Origin of the sequence: Rosistilla carotiformis, assembly GCF_007753095.1 — a bacterium.
GTDB lineage: Bacteria > Planctomycetota > Planctomycetia > Pirellulales > Pirellulaceae > Rosistilla > Rosistilla carotiformis.
Genome location: NZ_CP036348.1, coordinates 4,384,806 through 4,403,052 on the forward strand (window position 1 = coordinate 4,384,806; position 18,247 = coordinate 4,403,052).

Annotated in this window: 13 protein-coding genes; 6 read left to right on the top strand and 7 right to left on the bottom strand. The window is 58.1% G+C overall.

Annotated elements, in window-relative coordinates; all coding sequences use genetic code 11:
* Positions 1-19 precede the first annotated feature (19 nt).
* Positions 20-1,105: an acyltransferase family protein gene (locus Poly24_RS15835; protein ID WP_145097316.1), complete on the bottom strand. Its 1,086-nt coding sequence runs from the start codon at positions 1,103-1,105 to the stop codon at positions 20-22.
* A gap of 147 nt (positions 1,106-1,252) precedes the next feature.
* On the opposite strand from Poly24_RS15835, the gene Poly24_RS15840 reads away from it, so the two are divergent.
* Positions 1,253-2,569 (top strand): MATE family efflux transporter, encoded by a 1,317-nt coding sequence (locus Poly24_RS15840; protein WP_145097320.1) that lies wholly within the window; start codon positions 1,253-1,255, stop codon positions 2,567-2,569.
* Positions 2,570-2,827: 258 nt separating this feature from the next.
* Positions 2,828-6,073, top strand: a complete 3,246-nt coding sequence (gene carB / locus Poly24_RS15845) for a carbamoyl-phosphate synthase large subunit (RefSeq protein WP_145097324.1) — start codon at positions 2,828-2,830, stop codon at positions 6,071-6,073.
* 387 nt (positions 6,074-6,460) lie between these two features.
* Here carB and Poly24_RS15850 read toward each other — a convergent pair whose 3' ends face one another.
* From Poly24_RS15850 to Poly24_RS15865, 4 genes are all read right to left on the bottom strand, one after another.
* Positions 6,461-8,701, bottom strand: a complete 2,241-nt coding sequence (locus Poly24_RS15850; RefSeq protein ID WP_197451949.1) for a TRAP transporter permease — start codon at positions 8,699-8,701, stop codon at positions 6,461-6,463.
* Between the two features lie 121 nt (positions 8,702-8,822).
* Positions 8,823-9,053 (bottom strand): RNA-binding S4 domain-containing protein, encoded by a 231-nt coding sequence (locus tag Poly24_RS15855; RefSeq protein ID WP_145097331.1) that lies wholly within the window; start codon positions 9,051-9,053, stop codon positions 8,823-8,825.
* An 8-nt stretch (positions 9,054-9,061) separates the two neighbouring features.
* The gene (locus Poly24_RS15860) at positions 9,062-10,072 is read right to left on the bottom strand and encodes an endonuclease/exonuclease/phosphatase family protein (protein WP_145097334.1); all 1,011 of its coding nucleotides are present in this window, start codon (positions 10,070-10,072) and stop codon (positions 9,062-9,064) included.
* 181 nt (positions 10,073-10,253) lie between these two features.
* A complete protein-coding gene (locus Poly24_RS15865) occupies positions 10,254-11,105 on the bottom strand; it encodes a formyltetrahydrofolate deformylase (RefSeq protein ID WP_145097338.1) in 852 nt (283 codons plus the stop codon).
* A gap of 161 nt (positions 11,106-11,266) precedes the next feature.
* On the opposite strand from Poly24_RS15865, the gene Poly24_RS15870 reads away from it, so the two are divergent.
* Together Poly24_RS15870 and Poly24_RS15875 are read left to right on the top strand one after the other, a co-directional pair.
* Complete coding sequence (locus tag Poly24_RS15870; protein WP_145097341.1) at positions 11,267-11,704, top strand: YkgJ family cysteine cluster protein; 438 nt, start codon at positions 11,267-11,269, stop codon at positions 11,702-11,704.
* Positions 11,705-11,804: 100 nt separating this feature from the next.
* The gene (locus Poly24_RS15875; RefSeq protein WP_145097344.1) at positions 11,805-12,920 is read left to right on the top strand and encodes a hypothetical protein; all 1,116 of its coding nucleotides are present in this window, start codon (positions 11,805-11,807) and stop codon (positions 12,918-12,920) included.
* A 33-nt stretch (positions 12,921-12,953) separates the two neighbouring features.
* Here Poly24_RS15875 and Poly24_RS15880 read toward each other — a convergent pair whose 3' ends face one another.
* On the bottom strand, positions 12,954-13,679 hold the full coding sequence (locus Poly24_RS15880) for an endonuclease/exonuclease/phosphatase family protein (protein ID WP_145097346.1): 726 nt from the start codon (positions 13,677-13,679) through the stop codon (positions 12,954-12,956).
* A gap of 368 nt (positions 13,680-14,047) precedes the next feature.
* Between Poly24_RS15880 and Poly24_RS15885 the strand changes: the two genes are divergently transcribed.
* On the top strand, positions 14,048-15,355 hold the full coding sequence (locus Poly24_RS15885; protein WP_145097349.1) for a Gfo/Idh/MocA family protein: 1,308 nt from the start codon (positions 14,048-14,050) through the stop codon (positions 15,353-15,355).
* 136 nt (positions 15,356-15,491) lie between these two features.
* Here Poly24_RS15885 and Poly24_RS15890 read toward each other — a convergent pair whose 3' ends face one another.
* Entirely contained in the window at positions 15,492-16,853 is a 1,362-nt protein-coding gene (locus Poly24_RS15890; protein ID WP_197451950.1) for an endo-1,4-beta-xylanase, read from the bottom strand.
* 304 nt (positions 16,854-17,157) lie between these two features.
* Between Poly24_RS15890 and Poly24_RS15895 the strand changes: the two genes are divergently transcribed.
* Complete coding sequence (locus Poly24_RS15895; protein WP_145097355.1) at positions 17,158-18,051, top strand: phosphoribosylaminoimidazolesuccinocarboxamide synthase; 894 nt, start codon at positions 17,158-17,160, stop codon at positions 18,049-18,051.
* The last annotated feature ends 196 nt before the right edge of the window (positions 18,052-18,247 follow it).

Below are 18,247 nucleotides of genomic sequence, written 5' to 3' on the forward strand. Positions count from 1 at the left end.
ATCGGGCGCTACTGGAAAATCAGTAGCGCCAACGTGGCTTCGCAGCCGCCAGAGAGACCGGCTTCATTGTTCGTCCGCCTGTTAAAACGGCGACAAGGGTTGGTGTGTACCGGCTGGCCAGTTGAGCCAGCAGCAAGCTGCAAAGGATCGCCGTTGGCGCGGCGATCCAAAAGCTGAACTCTTCGCCGACGATCTTGTTGGCGATCCGGCGGAGCACTTCTCGCATCGGGAATTCGTGCACCAAGTAGACGAAAAAGCTGAACTCGGCCAGCCGGCTGATTCGCTCATTCCGGATCCGCTGAGCGATGCTCAACAGCCCAAGGCATCCCGTTGCGATGGCGGCTTTCTGTAGCAGCAGCGAAAGCGTGGAGAAATCGCGGACGTACCAGTTATCGAAGCTTGGATCGATGGCGACGCGAATCCCCAACAATAGGCTCCAGGTCGCAAACAGCGCGACGCAAACGCCTTTCGGAGCGCGGATCAAGCGTTCCAATAAATCGATCCGGTTGACAGCCCAGCATCCAAGTGTGAAGCCGAGCAGCGTTTCGACGTTCAGAGCGTACCATCCGGCGATGATCGGCGCGGGTTGCCATTCCATCGTCCACAGCACTGCCAGAAGCCCCAGCGTGATGCGTGGTGCGCGGCGGACGGCGAACTGGATCAGCGGCGCCGCGACGACCAACAGCATCAGATCGCGGAGGAACCACAATTGTTCAGCCAATGGATGCAGGACGATCCGGGCGAAGAACTGGCTGGGTTCCAGTTGTGTCGGTTTGCCGGTCAGCATCTGGATCGTCGACCAACTGGCCAGCGCGATCAACGAGATCAACAGGTAGGGAACCAGCAAGCTGGAGGCTCGCTGCCGCAGCTTGGCGAGGTAGTTGTTGTAGCTGCCGGTGAAGGTTAGAAAGTAGAAGAACCCAGCGGCAAAGGCGAAGACGGGGACCGCGATTCGGGCGATTCCGTTGATTAAAATTTCTTGAAGCCAGCCATTTAGATTCCCACCCGTGGCTGCCGCCGAGCGATAGTGAATCAGTACGACCAATGCGGTTGCCCACAGGCTGGCGGTACGGAACGACTGTTTTAATTCCTGCGACGGTTGCATGGATTGCGATGGTGGAATTAGGGCGAAGGAAGCGATTGCGCGGACGGCCGCAGCGACGGCGCGGACCGTTTGTGTAGCCGCTGTGAAACTCTAGCACGCCGACCGCTAGAGGATCTTTTTGGAATACGGTCGCGGAGAAACAACGACTTGGATGCGGCGTCCCCCATCACCGAACCACGACGCTGGCAGGTCGTCCCGTTGGTGATGGTTGCGCTGAACGTGGTCGGGATCTTTCTGGGTTATGGCGCGACGATCGTCTTGGCTCGCGAACTGTCGCACCTCGCATTCGACCAGTACATCGGTGCGATCGCAACGCTGGGGCTGTTCGCAGCGCTCGCCGAGGGTGGGTTTGGCAAATACGGCCTCCGCGTGATCCCGATCTACAACGAAGCGCAAGATGGTGGGCGGATCGCGGGCTATTTGCGATTTGCGTTCCTGGGAACGTTGTTGCTGAGCCTTCTGTTGGCGATCGCAATGATCGTCCTGGCGGCTCCCTTGCACTCGGGCAACCGGCGTGATGTGGTGACGCTGGCGTTTGTCTATCTGCCTTCGATGGCCGGCGCGGGCGTGGTCATCGACCTGCTGCTGGCGTTCCGAATGCCGATCATCGCGATGGTGATCTCGCGGATCGTGATCCCGGCAACGACGTTGGTCTTGATTCTGACACTCACCCAGACGATGCACTTTACCGCCAGTCATGCCGTCTTGTGTTTTGCCAGCGGGAGCGTGCTGGCGCTGCTGTTGGGGATGTTGATGTGCTACCGCCAAGCGAGTCCGCTGGTCGCCGGTGCCGAGGTGGAAACGAACGTCCGCGGTTGGATCAGCGAAAGCGTGACGTTCATGTTTTTTACCTTCATGGTCTCGTGGCTGTTCCGTTCGACGTTGGTGATCACCCACCACATGCCGCACGGGGATATTGGGGTCGGGCTGTTGGCTCCCGCATTTGAAACCGGCGGACTGATCTTGCTGCTGAGCAAATCGACCGACAAGTTCTTTCAGCCAGCGGTCTCGCTGTATCTGGAGGCGAACAATTGGCGGCAGATGTCGATTCTTCGGCGCGACCGCGCGCTGATGGTTGGAGCCGGGATCATCCTGTTTTTACTGGTCGTCCTGTTTTTCGGGAAATCCATTTTGGGAATCTACGGGCCCGACTTTGTCGCTTCGTACCCAGCCCTCTGTTGGGTCGCGGTCGGTTCGAGCATGACGACACTATTTTCGCTGGCCCCCACGTTTTTGCTGTACGCCGGCCGGCGACGTCTGCTCACGTGGCTGCTGGGGCTGCATGCGGCGCTGCTGCTGGTCATGACCGTGATCCTCTATGCAGAGTTTGGCGGAACCGGCGCCGCGGCGGCTTATGCGGTCTGCGTCACTTCGTATTCGTTGTCGAACCTCTATTTCGCCAATCGCGAGTTCCAGAAGCTGAAATCCAACCTGCGGGAAACCGATCCGATCGCGATCGATTGACGCCGATCGGGCGGACGACCGACAGATACCCGGCACCGCAGAAGGTTTCACGAACCGATTGCCTTCAATTTTTCAGTTGCCGCGCGGCGGTCGATAGTCGTCAAGTTTATAGCGGTTGGGCATTGTGGCGCGTGCAATGCAAGGATTTGCAGCGCAGAAGAAGGTTCCGGGCCCTACCACTTTCGCCGTGGTTTGTTAACATTGCCGGGGTTTTGCGCCCGTCTTGAACTCTTCCACTCCATCAAAGGTTCCCTTCCTGTGCCACGTCGCGACGACATCAAGAAAATCTTGCTGATCGGTAGCGGACCGATCGTGATCGGCCAAGCTTGTGAATTCGATTATTCCGGCACGCAGGCCTGCAAAGCTTTGCGTGAGGAGGGATACGAGGTCATCTTGGTCAACAGCAACCCGGCCACGATCATGACCGATCCGGGAACCGCCGATCGGACCTATATCGAACCGCTGACCTGGCAGATGGTCGAGAAGATCATCGCCAAAGAGCGTCCCGATGCGCTGCTGCCGACGCTGGGTGGTCAGACCGGTTTGAATACCGCGATGGACTTGGAAGCCAACGGCGTCCTGGAGAAGTACGGCGTGGAGATGATCGGTGCGCGCGCCGACGTGATCGCCAAAGCGGAAGAACGCGAACAGTTCAAACAGGCGATGGACAAGATCGGCCTGGACGTCTGCCGCGGCGAAACGGTCCGCAATCTGACCGACGCCCGCCGCGTGATGAACGATGTCGGGTTGCCCTGCGTCGTCCGCCCCAGCTTTACGATGGGTGGCTCCGGTTCGGCGATCGCTTACAACCGCGACGACTTCGACGCGTTGGTGCAAAACGGCTTGGACCAAAGCCCCGTCACCGAAGTGCTGATCGAAGAGTCGATCATCGGTTGGAAAGAATACGAAATGGAAGTCGTCCGCGACATGGACGACAACTGCGTAATCATCTGTTCGATCGAGAACTTCGATCCGATGGGCGTTCACACCGGCGATTCGATCACCGTCGCCCCGGCGCAGACGCTGACCGACAAAGAGTACCAACGGATGCGCGACGCTTCGTTGGCGGTAATTCGCGAGATCGGTGTCGAAACCGGCGGATCGAACATTCAATTTGCGATCGAACCGACCACGGGACGGATGATCGTGATCGAGATGAATCCGCGGGTCAGCCGATCGTCGGCGCTGGCCAGTAAAGCGACTGGTTTCCCGATCGCCAAGATCGCGGCCAAACTGGCTGTCGGTTACCGCTTGTGGGAACTGCCCAACGATATCACGCAAAAGACAAAAGCTTGCTTCGAACCGTCGATCGATTACGTCGTTACGAAGATCCCACGGTTTGCATTTGAGAAGTTCCCTGAAGCCGATCCGACCTTGATGACGCAGATGAAAAGCGTCGGCGAGACGATGGCGATCGGTCGAACCTTTAAAGAGTCGTTCCAAAAAGCGCTTCGCGGCCTGGAAGTCGGCGCCTTCGGTTTCGGCGGTGGCAGCAAGGATCTGTGGGGTGGCGAATCGCAGCCCGACCGCGACGAAGTGATCGCAAAACTTTCGACTCCCAACGCCGAACGAATCTTCTATCTGCGATACGCGCTGAAGATGGGGATGACGATCGAAGAGATCTTCGAATTGACCAAGATCGATCGCTGGTTCTTGGACCAATTGCAACAGATCGTCGAGCACGAGAATTTCTTGCTGCAGGCTGGATCGCTCGAATCGCTCAGTCCCGCCGACTTGAAATACACCAAGCAGCTCGGTTTCTCGGACCGCCAGTTGGCAATCTTCTTCGACTCCAGCGAGTTGAAGGTTCGTGAATACCGCAAGGCACAAGGCGTCCGCGCGGTCTTTAAATCGGTCGACACCTGTGCCGCCGAATTCGAAGCCTTCACGCCATACTACTACAGTACGTACGAAGACGAGAACGAAGCGCCGCCCAAGGGTGACAAGAAGCGGATCATGATTCTCGGTGGCGGTCCGAACCGGATCGGCCAGGGGATCGAGTTCGATTATTGCTGCTGCCATGCCAGTTTCGCCCTCCGCGAAATGGGCTACGAATCGATCATGGTCAACAGTAATCCGGAGACGGTCAGTACCGATTACGACACCAGCGACATCCTGTTCTTCGAACCGCTGACGATCGAAGATGTGTTGAACATTTGCGACAACGTCCAACCCGACGGCGTGATCGTTCAGTTCGGTGGGCAGACGCCGCTGAATCTCGCTCGTGGATTGGCCAACGCTGGAGTGGCGATTATCGGAACCAGCGTCGACACGATCGAAGCGGCCGAGGATCGCGAGCTGTTCCAACAACTGATCGATGAACTGGGGCTGCGTCAGCCGCCGAGCGGCATCGCGCGGACGATGGAAGAAGCCCGCGGTGAAGTCGACCGGATCGGGTTCCCCGCGTTGGTTCGCCCCAGCTTTGTCTTGGGCGGCCGAGCGATGGAAATCTGTTACGACCACAAGCAATTCGACCGCTACGTCGCCGAAGCGTTTGTTGTCGCCGAAGGGCAACCGGTTCTGATCGATCGGTTCCTGGAAGATGCGATCGAAGTCGACGTCGACGCGCTCTCCGATTCGAAGGATTGCGTGTTGATGGGAATCATGGAGCACATCGAAGAAGCGGGCGTCCACAGCGGCGACTCCGCTTGTGCGATCCCGCCTCACAGCCTGCCCGAATCGATCCTCGACGAAATCCGCGTCGCCACGAAACAATTGGCGCTGCGTTTGAAGGTCATCGGCCTGATGAACATTCAATACGCCGTCAAAATGGAAGATGGCAAGCCGACGCTGTACATTATCGAAGTCAATCCGCGAGCCAGTCGGACCGTGCCGTTTGTCGCCAAAGCGACCGGCGTTCCCGTGGCGCGTTTGGCGACTCAGGTCATGTGCGGCAAGACGCTTGCCGAAGTCGGCGTGACCGGGGAAACGATCCCGTCGCACGTCTCGATCAAAGAGAGCGTCTTCCCGTTCCGCAAGTTTGCCGGTGTCGACATCGTGCTCGGACCGGAGATGCGAAGTACGGGCGAGGTGATGGGAACCAGCAAGAGTTTCTCGCTGGCGTTTGCCAAGAGTCAGATCGCGGCGAGCACGGTCCTTCCAAGCGAAGGGAACATCTTCATCAGCCTGTCGTCGCGTCACAAGGACTTTGCGATCAAGCTTGGCTCGCGTCTCCGCGATCTCGGCTTCAGCATTCTGGCGACCTCGGGGACCGCAAAATTGCTCGAGGAATCGGGCGTGGCGGTCACTCCGATCAAGAAGCTTGCCGAAGGGCATCCGAACTTGATCGATTACCTGAAGAACGAAGAGGTTCAGTTGATTATCAACACGCCCAACGGCAAAGGGGCTCGCACCGACGAAGGTCGCATCCGAGCTTCGGGCGTGCAGCACGGCGTCCCATGCATCACGACGATCGCCGCAGCCGAAGCCGCAGTCGGTGCGATGGAGGCGCTCAAAGAAGGTGCCCTGGACGTCGAGTGCCTGCAGGATCGCTTCGGACTGTAGAGTTCCGCACGGCGCATTGACGGCGTCGATGTGTTGAACGCAATCCGCCGAAATAGAAGCAAAGGCCCCCGCGATCGAAACACGATCGCGGGGGCCTTTTGCGTATCTGTGGCGTGAAGCCAAATCGCCACAGACCTGGGACTTGCGTCACCAGGCTATCTCATGTCGTCGCTTCGCGAGTTTATGTAGACGGGATGTTCGTGTTTAGAACGCTTTGACGTGGAATACCTGGGACTTACGTCGCCAGGCTACATGCTGCCGTCGCTTAGCGACTTTCGAAAGCTACCGCGTTTGCGGGTTGAAACGCTTCAACGCAGCGGTCCAGGGACTTAACGTCGTCCCAGGACATCTCTTGACGTTGCTTCGCGAGGGATTGCTGAGTCGCTTCTATTCGCTCGCGATTTCTCGCGGCCCGCTGGATGTTGTCGGCTTGCGCATCGCGTTGATCGTGACGACGGCGATGAAAAGGATCGCGCCGACGATGTCGATCGTCAGTCCGACGCGGACCTCTCCGATCTTGGTGATCGGTGCTAACAGCAGGGCTGCGGAAACGAACATCAATACCCGTTCGAAGATCGACAGGCTGTTGCGGAAGTAGCCCGCGATGCATCCTGCCAAGGCAAGGATTCCGATCGTCGCGGCGGTCAACGCGTGGGCGATCGCAAACGCGGTGGGGGATTGGCCGCCGGGAGCCAGCAGGCACAGCGCCGGCCGGTAGACGAACATAAACGGCAGCGTAAACCCGACCAACGAGAACCGGAACGCGGCAAACGAGGTCTTCATGATCGGCGCCTCGGCAATCGAAGCGCTCGCATACCCGGCCAACGCCACCGGCGGCGTGACCATCGACATCATGCCGAAGTAGAAGATGAACAGGTGAGCGACCAACGGGATCACTCCCAATTCGCCCAGCAACGATCCCATCAATGTCGCCATCAACAGATAACAGACGACCGAGGGAACGCCCATTCCGAGGATCAACGAGCAGACCATGATGCCGACCAGGGCGAGGAACAGATTCGTTTCGACCACGCCTTTGATGACCGAACTGAAATCGGTTGCGATTCCGGTCTGTTGGACGATCCCGATGATGATTCCGACGCAGGCACTCGCGGCGACCAACGAGATCCCATTTTTGGCCGACTTGGTCATCGCCGACGTCATCTCCGGACGCCACGCGGGATGAATCAGGCCAAAGATCAGCAGCCCGAACATCCCGACGATCGCCGAATCCAGCAGCGAACCAACCATCAACAGCGGGCTAAATTCACCGCTGGTCGGATGGATCCATGAACTGGCCATAAACGTCTGCAGTCCCGAGGGGACCGAATCGTGGACAAAGATCGTCGCTTGGTGCAGCAACAGAACGGCAAAGAAACTGAAAAACGCCATCCAGCGAGCCGACGCACTGATCGCAAGCTCTTTGCGAAGCGTGGCGAAGACCAAGATCACCGCTAGCGCGCCTGTCACGCTGCGGAACGGGGAGAAGCCAGCGATCAGCAGGCCGATCAAGGTTCCGAGAGCTCCGAAAAAGACCATCGCTTCGAAACCGGACAGCTTCTTTTTGCTGACCTCTTGCGTATCGAGCCCCTCGGCTCCCAGACGCCGCGAGTATAGGAACACAACAGCCAAAATCGACACGTAATACAGAATCGCTGGCAGCAGAGCGGCTTTCATGATCGCCAGGAACGTGACCTGCGGTTGCACCAATTCCAGCATCATGTACGCACCGGCACCCATCACCGGCGGAACCAATGCGCCGCCGGAAGCTGCCGCGGCGGTGATGCCGCCCGCGATGTAGTTCGGGAACCGGGCGCTTCGCATCATCGGAATCGTAAACGTTCCGGTCGTCACCGCGTTGGCGACGGCACTTCCGGACAGAGAGCCCATCAAGCCGCTGGCGACAACCGAAACCATCGCTGGTCCGCCACGGATTTTACCGAACACTTTGGTCGCAAAATCGATGATGAACTGCGTCGCTCCGGACATCTCCAGGAAGGCGCCAAAGACGACAAAGAGGAAGACATATTTAAACATCACGCTCGCTGCGGGGCCAAACACGCCCAACGACTGCAGGAACGTCGTGCTCACGATATCTTTGACGTTTTGCCCGGCGTGTGGCAGCATCCAATCGGGCATCGCGACCCAGTCGTACCGCAGGCTGCCGTAGCAGTAATAAGAGTGGGCGACAAAAAACAACGCCAGCAGCGGAACGATCAGACCGATGCTGCGGCGAGTCGCTTCGAGAACCAACGCCAATCCGATCAGACCGACAACAAAGTCGGCGGAGGTTTCGGCGCCAGCCCGGTTGCCCAACGAAATCCCGTCGGACCACAGGCTCTCAAAGAGCGGTTCGGTTTGCACGACGACGTATCCGCAACACCCGGCCGCTGCGATCGCTAACACCACGTCGATTAGACGCATCGATTGAACGTTGGCAAACCGCTTGTGCAGCGGAAACGTCAGATAGCAGAGCGCCAGTCCCACACCGACAAACACAGCCAGCGACGACTGCGGTTGCATCAAGTTGTAATTGACTTCGAACAGCGTGAACAAACACAAAAACACGCCCAACGCGGTGATGGCAAAGCGTCGAGTGCGATCCAATAGATTCGCTTCTTGGGTCACGGACGGATCCTTTGAGTGGTTTCGTTCCAGAGCGGAAAGGGCGGGGGTGGGGGCTGAGCGAATCGCTTTGCAAGCGGCACCGACGACGGAACCGCTTGCTGCGACAAGCTGCTGATTCTAGCTAATCCTGTTCGACGCGGAAGACTTCTCCCAAGACTTCGATCTCGTCGCCAATCGTCAACTTTTTGCGACGCCGCGTTTCGACTTCGCCATTGACCGTGACCTCGCCATTTTGAATCAACATCTTGGCTTGGCCGCCGGTCCCGACGACACCTGTCAATTTGATAAAGTTGTCCAACCGGATCGAATCTTCTTCGTCCGTGCTGGGTTCATTGGAAACATCTTGGTTCATGGGGTGGTTCACTTGAGTTGAAAGCGGGCGACCACAGGCCAGTGGTCGCTGAGATCGCGTTGATTTGAATCGATTTGCCAGTAGGCGTTCCAGTGGGCATCCTGTTCGTCGGGCCCATCTCCTTTGACCGCCAATTCCCGAGGCCGCTGCACCGATCGCAGGACGAGATCCACGCGATCGGGATCGTCTTCGATCATGGCGGGACTGACCAGGATCCGGTCGAACGCTTTTCCGGGCAACAGGTGCGTTTGCCGTTGGTCGATGGGCAACCGCGGATGCAGATCGATCAGGTCGTCGTCGGTTCGTGGAGTATGTTTGCCGCAAAGGATCGCGAGGTCGCTGCCGTCGCGGAAGCCCTCGGCAGGTTCTTCGGTATTCAGATCCCCCAGCACGATCACGTTCTCTCCTGCGGCGACGCGGTCGGCGATCCAGGTGTGGACGAGTCGCGCTTGGCGAATCCGGATGTCCGCTCGTTCGGCTCGGGCTCGCAGATGCAGATTGATCACCGTGACAACTTCCGGATCGCTTGGCCGACCGATCTCCAATTCGGCTTCCAGATGTTTGAAGACGTTGTAGTAATCGCCGCTGGCGTACATCTTCCGCGACTGGCCGTTGAGTCCCGCACGACGCAGCCAGACGTTGTCGGCATACAGCAGCGCGACGTCCTGTTCGGTGAACGGTTCGGCACCATCGAAACAGACGAAGCGAAACTTCTGGTCGTGGTCGTCTTCCAAGCTGGTCGTTAGATAGCCCATCACCCTACTGCTTTCGACTTCTTGCAGCGCGACGACGTCGGGGCGGACCGACGCGATCGATGCGGCGACGGCATCGCGACGCCAATCCCAGTTAGGGCGATCGGGAGCCGACATCTCGCGGGCCAGGTCGCTGCGGTTGTCCCGCGGCTGGCTGTCGAAGAACCATTCGAGATTCCACGACATGACGACGAAATCGTCCGCCGATTCGTCGGCGTAGGCGGCGACAGCTTGCAAGCACAACAGGACGCAGATCAAACGGTGCATCGATGACTCTCCAGCAAGCGGCGGCGGACAACGCGGCTGCGACGTGCAGCGATTTGGGAACGCCCCAGTATAGTCCAACGGCTACCGGCGGAAGCTTAGGTACCGGTGATCAGGCAGAGCAAATATGTTTTTGTGGCGGCTGATACCTCCGGTGGATAGACCGGAGGTAACCCTACAGCGATCAGCTGACGACCACGCGGTGAAAGTGCAGTTTGACTTCTCGATCGATCACGCGGCGAACCCCTTCGACCAGGCAAGAGGGCTCGTTGACCTGTTCGCCTCGGCGGATCACCTCTTCCAACGGCGTTCCCGGCCGGACCGCAAAGGTCTCTTGATTGATCGTTTGATTCCCCGCATCCAGTTCGGGGATGATGAAGTGACACGTCGCCCCAAAGGTCAACATCCGCGCGGCATAGGCGTCGTGGTAGGGGCGGAAGCCGGGAAAACCGGGCAACAATCCATGGTGCAGGTTGATGATCCGCCCCCCCGCGAACTGCCAGCACGTCTCCGGCGGCAGGATCCGCATGTAGCGTGCTAAGACGACGTAATCGATCTCGTAGCGATCGAACATCTGAACCATGGCGTCTTCGTTGGCGCTGCCGTCCGCCTCGCCGATCAGTTCAAACGGAACGCCAAACTCCTCGGCCAGCGGTTGGCACTTCTTGCGATTGCCGATCACAACGGCCACTTCGGCGCGGATTCGGCCATCGCGAACCGCCTGCAAAACAGCCCGCGGCGTTTCGGTGCGGTAGGTGGTGCAGAGCGCGATCCGCGGCCGGTCGGCTCGCTTGTCGGGACTCCAAACTCGGATCGCCAGCCCCGTTTGTTCGGCGATCTTCTGCATCGCTTGTTCCAGCAGATCCAGCCGACCGTCGGGCAGGTGCAGACGGCAGAGCATCGCAAACAACTGCGCCTCGTCGTGGTCGTACATCTGGATTTCGGAAAGCGAGGCGCCTTGGCCGGTCACGTAGTGAATGATCGGGTCGGCGAGCCCAACATTGTCGGGGCCAAGGGCGGTGATAACAACGTCCATGATTTTGGTTCTGCTTGTTTGCCAGCCGGGAGGTCATATCGGGACAGTTGCCAAGTATACCGACTGTAGCCCGTTTCGATCAGCCACCTTATACTGGGCATCAACCGCTCCTGAAACTTCTGTCGAAGCCGCACCGCCAGTTCCAAAAACGTCGCCACGCCATGACCGCACCGAGACCCAAACGCATCCCGCGTGAACTTGTTCCCAAAGGCGAAAGCTTGTGCGATTATTGCAGCGCCAAGTGCTGCCGCTACTTCGCCTTGCCGATCGACACGCCCGAGAGTCGCCAGGACCTCGATTTCATCCGCTGGTATCTGCTGCACGACCGGGCGAGCATGTTTGTCGAAGGGGATACCTGGTATCTGTTGGTTCATACGACCTGCAAGCATCTGCAAGAGGACCATCGCTGCGGGATCTACGAGACCCGGCCGCAGATCTGCCGCGACTACACGACCGCCGAATGCGAATACGAAGATACCTGGGTTTACGACCAGTACTTTGAAACGCCCGAACAGGTTCAGGATTACATGGACGCCTTGTATGGGCACGAATACGAATCGCTCCGCAGCCGCAAACCCGCGGCGTTGCCGATCGCATAACCCTGCCGCTCGCCGACAAAAACGCTGCAAATCGGGCAGGCCTGGTTACAATATTTGAATGTCGATTGCACTCTTTTCAACTCCGTTCGGAACCCGTTAGATGAGACGCCCCGCTGAAGATGATGATGACGGCGGCTTGGATTCGCTGCTCGATACGATGACCAACGTCGTCGGCATCTTGGTGCTTGTATTGATCGTGACGCAGATGAGCGTCACCGAAGTGGTCACGCGCATCCGTTCGGAAACCGTCGTCGACGCCGAGAAGCTGGAACAGGCCAAGAAGGAACTCGCCGAAAAAGAGGACGAGAAAAATGAACTCGAACGGATCCTGGTCGCTCCCCAAGACATCGACGCCGACAAGCAGAAGGAAGAACTGCAGAAGCTGAAAGATCTGTTGGCCCGGCAGAAAAAGGCCCGCGAAGATGCTAAGAAGGAACAGGAACAGTACGCCTTAAAGATCGAACAGCAACAAAAGGCGGCCGAAGAAGCGAAAAAGAAGATCGCCGAAACGACAGGTAAGCGGGAGGAGCTGACGCAGTTGATCAGCACCTCGCTGGAACGCAAGGCGCAGATCGAAGCGATGCTCGACAAGACGCCGATCCGCGCCCGTCCAGCCGACATCAAGGTCAGCATCCCCAACCCGCGTCCGGCACCTCCGGGGGCGAAACAGGCTTCGTTTTTGTGCAGCGGCAACGCCGTCTACCCGATCAATGCCGAAGCGTTTCGCGAGCGAGCCGTCAAAATCGCCAAGGCGATCGTTGCGCGTGGCAACATGGACCGGGATCCTAAAGTGGGCATCGACCCCGAGAAGTTCACAGCGATCTTTGCTGGCGAAAAGAAGGACCAGGATGCGTTCTTCGATGTGGAATATTACGTCCAATCGAACCGGTATCCACGGATGCGTTTCCATCCGAAGGAAAAGCGGGGCGCCGTCGCAACCGCACTGTTGAACAAGCGCTCGGTGATTCGAAGAGACTATCTATCGAACCTCGACGTCACCAAATACTACGCTCGGTTTTACGTCCTGCCCGACAGCTTCGACATCTACCTGACAGCGCGTGGAATTTTCCAAGACGCTGGAATGCTGGCCGGTTGGGATCCGCAGCCACAAGACTGGCTCTACACGACCCACGTCGGTGGCGTCGAACTGGGACCACCGCTTCCCAAAAATCCAAACCCGCCACCGCCTGGCAAACCGCAATCGGTGATCGATTGATCGCGGCGGTTGTTCGGGCACGGGCGGTCGACGTTATTGCAGGATACAGTCGGCGACCAGCGGCAGGTGGTCCGAGGCGCGCCGAGCGATATCGGTTCGCGAGGCAAAGCCGTGGTCGATGCTCATGTTGCCGCGGAAGTAGACTCGGTCCAACGGTCGCATCGGCATGAAGGCGGGAAAGGTCTTGTGCAGTCCGGTCGCCGATTGGAAGCCGCCGGTGTCGAGGATCCCACGCCCCAAGTTGCCCCAGACATCGTTGAAGTCGCCCGCCAGCAGCACCGCCGTCTCCTGATGCGTGCGACGAACCAATTCGGTGGCAAGCAAGCGACGCAGTTGCATCTTGCGTTCAAAACCGGCTAGTCCCAGGTGGACGTTCAGCAGCAGAACCGTGCGGCTGTGCCCATCGATCTGCATTCGGCAGTGCGCCGCGAGCGCCCGCCGCTTCTTTTTCATCGGGATCGTCAAATCGATATCCTGGTGATCGGTCAACGGAAAACGACTCAAGATCGCGTTCCCGTAATGACCGACTTTCAGTTTGACGTTGCGTTGGTAGACGTGGTGCTTCAGCCCCAACGCTTCCCCCAGCACTTCGACTTGCCGATCGTGTCGCGATCTCGGCACGCCGTCGTCGACTTCCTGCAGGAACAAGATATCGGGATTGCAGTGCCCGACCGCTTCCACGATCCGATTGGGATCATAGCGGCGATCGACTCCGCCGATGCCTTTGTGAATGTTGTAGGTCGTCAATCGAAATTGCATAAAACGAATCACTGCAAACGGCCAAGGGCTCCCTGCCAACTCATGCGAGCCATGGATCAATCGCGTTGACAGCACACTGTGCTGCCAAGTCTACTCCGGCAGTCCGCCGTTGGCGACTCGTGGTAGTGCGTGGGTGCATGGTGGAAATCGGCGAGAGATTGGCGGGGAGTTCGCAAACGGCGTCGCGAGACCAGGGGAAGCCGCGCGACCGCTTTGGTTTCCACCACGGCGGCAAAATTTGGCTCTTTTGTCGCGTCTGCGAGCAAACGTTTGGAAATTTTTACGTTATCATGGATGCAAACCGTCAGACAATTAGACAGTTTCCACCCTGCCCTTTTTCCTACCTTCGATATTTGGAACCCTACCTGATGACAAAACGAACCTCATTGAATCGACGACGATTCGTGCAATTCTCCGGAGCTGCGGCGGCTGTGCTGTCGAGCGGCGTGTGGAGCGAATCGTCTGCAAAAGAGTCGACCTCGGCAAACAACAAGCTGAAGATCTTGTGCGTCGGAACTGCCAACCGCGCCGCTGCCGACATCGATGGGGTCAAGGGCGAAGACATCGTAGGTTTGTGCGACATCGACAAGAACTACCTCGATCGCGCCGCCGCTCAGTTCAAAGGTGCCAAGCTGTACAGCGATTATCGCGAGATGATCGACAAGGAAGCGGCCAACGCCGACGCGATCGTGATCGGCAACGCCGACCACAACCACGCTCCCGCTTCGCTGCGAGCGATCAACGCGGGCCTGCACTGCTACTGCGAAAAACCACTGACCCACACCGTTACCGAAGCTCGCATCATCACCGAAGCGGCTCGAGCCAAAGGGGTCGCGACTCAGTTGGGAACTCAGATCCACGCCGGCGACAACTACCGCCGCGTGACCGAAATCGTCAAAGCTGGCATCCTGGGCGATGTGACCGACGTCCACGTTTGGGTTGGTAAAGGCTGGGGCGGCGGCGAGCGACCCGAAGGTGGCGAACAACCGCCAGCGAGCCTCGATTGGGACCTGTGGTTGGGCCCAGCTCCCGAACGTCCTTATGTTGCTGGACGTTACCACCCTGCACAATGGCGACGTTGGTGGGACTTCGGCCAAGGAACCTTGGGCGACATGGCGTGCCACTACATGGATCTGCCGTTCTGGGCTTTGGATCTGAAACACCCAACCACGATCAGCGCCGAGGGCCCTGAGGTTCATCCGGAAACCTGCCCGCTGGGTTTGAAAGTCGAATACCAATTCGCCAAGCGTGGCGACTTGGCTCCTGTCAAACTGACTTGGTACGACGGCAACATGACGCCTCGCGAAGTTGCGGGGGAACGCGTTCCCGGCAGCGGCGTGATGTTTGTAGGAACCGAAGGCAAGATGTTCGCAAACTACGGCAGCTACAAGCTGTTCCCGAAAGAGAAGTTTGCCGGCTTCCAACCGCCCGAACAAACGATCCCCAATTCGATCGGTCACCACGCCGAATGGATCAAAGCGTGTAAAGAAGGTTCGCCGACGACCTGCAACTTCGATTACTCCGGCGCACTGACCGAAACGGTTCTGTTGGGCAACGTTGCCTACCGCACCGGCAAGGAATTGCAATGGGATGCAGCGGCGCTGAAGGCGACCAATTGCCCCGAAGCCGACAAGTATCTGAGCAAAGAATATCGCAAGGGCTGGGAAGTCAGCTAATCGATTGCGACTCAGATCCTAACGAACGGTAAAACCGACAGCGCCATCGAGTCTCACGATTCGATGGCGTTTTTTTTTGTAGAGGAGCGTCGCCGCCGATTGCGGCAAGACAAATTGGCCAGTGATCGGAGCGGGCCTAAAAAAGAAACTGGCGTCGCAAACTGGCAAGTTCGTCCAACAGCGGTCGCGGCTTTCCAGCGGAATCGATCAGCCCCGCCCCAGGCATCGAATGCGGTTGTCGATCATCCCAACTTTCCCAGAAGACGCCGTGGACCATCTGTTTGGCCAACAACATCCGCGTCAGTCGGCTGGCATACGACAACTGCTCCGCCGCAGTCGACTGGCCGTCGGGTCCCAATGCGATTGGCAGCGCGTTGCGCGGCGTGTTGGCTTCCGATTCGGCAATCGCGGGGACCGAGATCTGCGCCAACAAGGGCAACCCCAACTGGGCCCAACGGTCGATCTGCTGGCTGACGTCCAGGATACTGCGGGGCAGCGTTCCTTCGGGCCAGTAATTCATCCGCATTTCCAAACCGATCCCAGCGATCCCAAGGTTCGATCGAACCAGTGCATCGACAAAGTGCAACGGCGAAATTCCATCGGGCGATTTACTCAGGTATTCGCCCCACGGTTGATCGACGCTGATTAGGATCGGCGTGCGGTTGTCGTGGCGGCGAATCTCTTGGATCACCGCAACGGCCAATCGCATCACCTGCTCTTCATCCAACTTGATCGGTCCAGCGGTGTTTAGACCGGACACGGCATGCCACAGCTGCACCTTGCCGCGGTAGCGTTGGACGGCCGTCGCCACATATCGGCTAACCGTTTCCAACAGCCCTTCAAAATCTTCTTCCAACAAATAGATCCAGTGGGGCAATTGTTTCTGTTGGAAATCGAACAGTGGCCCGGCGCAGACCCGCAGTCCGTGCTGATGGCTCCAATCGAACAACGGATCAAACGGCTCAAAGTCCAACTTGCCCATGTCGCTTTCGACAGCGGTCCAATTGGTGCGGATGGCGATCGTATTAAAAGCGTCGAGGTACGCTCGCTCCAACCCCGGAGCCATCGGCCCCGGCGGTGCAATGTAGGCTGCGGCCAAAGTACCCAACTGGCGTTCGTTATTTTTGCGGTACGCCAACGCTTGCGCGGCGTAGGTGTCGACCAACGCGTCGGAAGCTTGTTGCAGCGACGCCAACGAAGCGTCGGACAATTCGGCCGTCCGCGCACTCATCGGATAGCTCTGCGCAGCGTCTAAGAAACGCTCCATCCCCTCGGCCAGTCGCGCCTGATAAGCATCGGGCAAACGCATTCCGCTGCGCTGCCACATATCGGCTTGGCCGCGAATGTTGCTGCAAGCGCCACGGGCCAATTCCAGCGGCAAGAAATAGGGCGTCTCCCGCTGGCGCAAACTGCACGATTGCAACACGCGCGGCCCGGTGCCTTCGATGGGCCAGGGGATCGAGATTTTTCCCGATTCATCAATATTGCGTTGAATCAACAGTTGGTCATCTTTGCATGTGACCCTGCCGTACCAAGGAATGCCTTCGATTCCAGAGATATACGCAGCTTCCCAATGGGGGACTGATGCCCGAAATGATTCGGGAACTTCAAAACGGAACAGACCCATCCGGTGCCTTGCGGTGATGATAACGAACAGAAGCGAAAGCGATTGCCATGCAAAATTTAACGCAATGGGAGCCTTTTTTCAATTCCGCCCCTGCACACTCTACTCGTGCAATCGGCCTCCCAAATGCTAGAATCAGCCCCACGCATCCCCTTCCAATGATACTAGGACGCTCACGTTGACCCGCCACGAAACCTTTGAATTTGATCCCAACGGCGCTTTGCTACGCACCCACCTGCCACTTCCGGGACAATCGGGTAAGGTCCGCGATGTGTACGACCTGGGCGAGCACTTGTTGATCGTCAGCACCGACCGAATCAGTGCGTTTGACTGGATTTTGCCTAACGGAATCCCCAACAAAGGGAGCATCCTGACGGCGATGAGCCGGTTTTGGTTCGATTATTTACAGGTTCCCCATCATCTGATCAGCTGTGATGTGCCGCAGCAGGTGATCGATCTTGGGATCGATCCCGCGGTTTTGCAAAGCCGCATCATGGTTGTTCGCAAAGCCCAAGTGGTTCCGTTCGAGTGCGTGATCCGTGGTTTTATCGAAGGATCGGGCTGGGCGGAATATCAGCAAAATGGTGCAATTTGTGGGATTCCGTTGCCTGCGGGCCTGCAACAATGCGATCGATTGCCCGAACCCATCTTTACTCCCGCAACCAAAGCGGAAACCGGACACGACGAGAATGTGTCGTCGGCCACCATGGCGTCAGCGATCGGCGAGGAACGGACCGAATTGCTGCGGCGGCTGAGTCTTCAGGTCTACACGGCGGCGGCCGATCATGCCGCTTCGCGTGGCATCTTGATCGCCGATACGAAATTTGAGTGGGGCGTTGTTGGCGACGACGTGATCCTGATCGATGAAGTCCTGACGCCGGACAGCTCCCGTTTCTGGCCCAAATCGAGCTACGAACCGGGGCACTCTCAACCTTCGTTCGACAAGCAATTTGTTCGCGAATGGCTTTCTCAGACCAGTTGGGATCGCAACAGTCCGCCCCCCACATTGCCAGCAGATGTCGTCCGCCGCACGGGCGAAAAATATCAAGAAGCGCTGGATATTTTGACTTAACGGCCGCCCCCCGATTGCTCTAACGGGAATGCGACGTTTGACCACGGCAGAGCTCCCTGCTGGGATGCTTTACGGCATTCGAGGAGCCGATTAGGATGGTCGGCGTGAGGAGCGGGCCTATCCATTTGGTTCGTTTTATAAAACGTCTGGACTGTTTTGGTCGCAAATTCCCTAGCACGCCTGCGCGAACGCTTTC

Coding starts and splice junctions, on each gene's coding strand:
- Poly24_RS15870 (WP_145097341.1), top strand. CDS start 11,267: ATGACCGCACCGAGACCCAAACGCATCCCGCGTGAACTTGTTCCCAAA.
- Poly24_RS15865 (WP_145097338.1), bottom strand. CDS start 11,105: ATGGACGTTGTTATCACCGCCCTTGGCCCCGACAATGTTGGGCTCGCC.
- Poly24_RS15855 (WP_145097331.1), bottom strand. CDS start 9,053: ATGAACCAAGATGTTTCCAATGAACCCAGCACGGACGAAGAAGATTCG.
- Poly24_RS15880 (WP_145097346.1), bottom strand. CDS start 13,679: ATGCAATTTCGATTGACGACCTACAACATTCACAAAGGCATCGGCGGA.
- Poly24_RS15875 (WP_145097344.1), top strand. CDS start 11,805: ATGAGACGCCCCGCTGAAGATGATGATGACGGCGGCTTGGATTCGCTG.
- Poly24_RS15835 (WP_145097316.1), bottom strand. CDS start 1,105: ATGCAACCGTCGCAGGAATTAAAACAGTCGTTCCGTACCGCCAGCCTG.
- Poly24_RS15885 (WP_145097349.1), top strand. CDS start 14,048: ATGACAAAACGAACCTCATTGAATCGACGACGATTCGTGCAATTCTCC.
- Poly24_RS15860 (WP_145097334.1), bottom strand. CDS start 10,072: ATGCACCGTTTGATCTGCGTCCTGTTGTGCTTGCAAGCTGTCGCCGCC.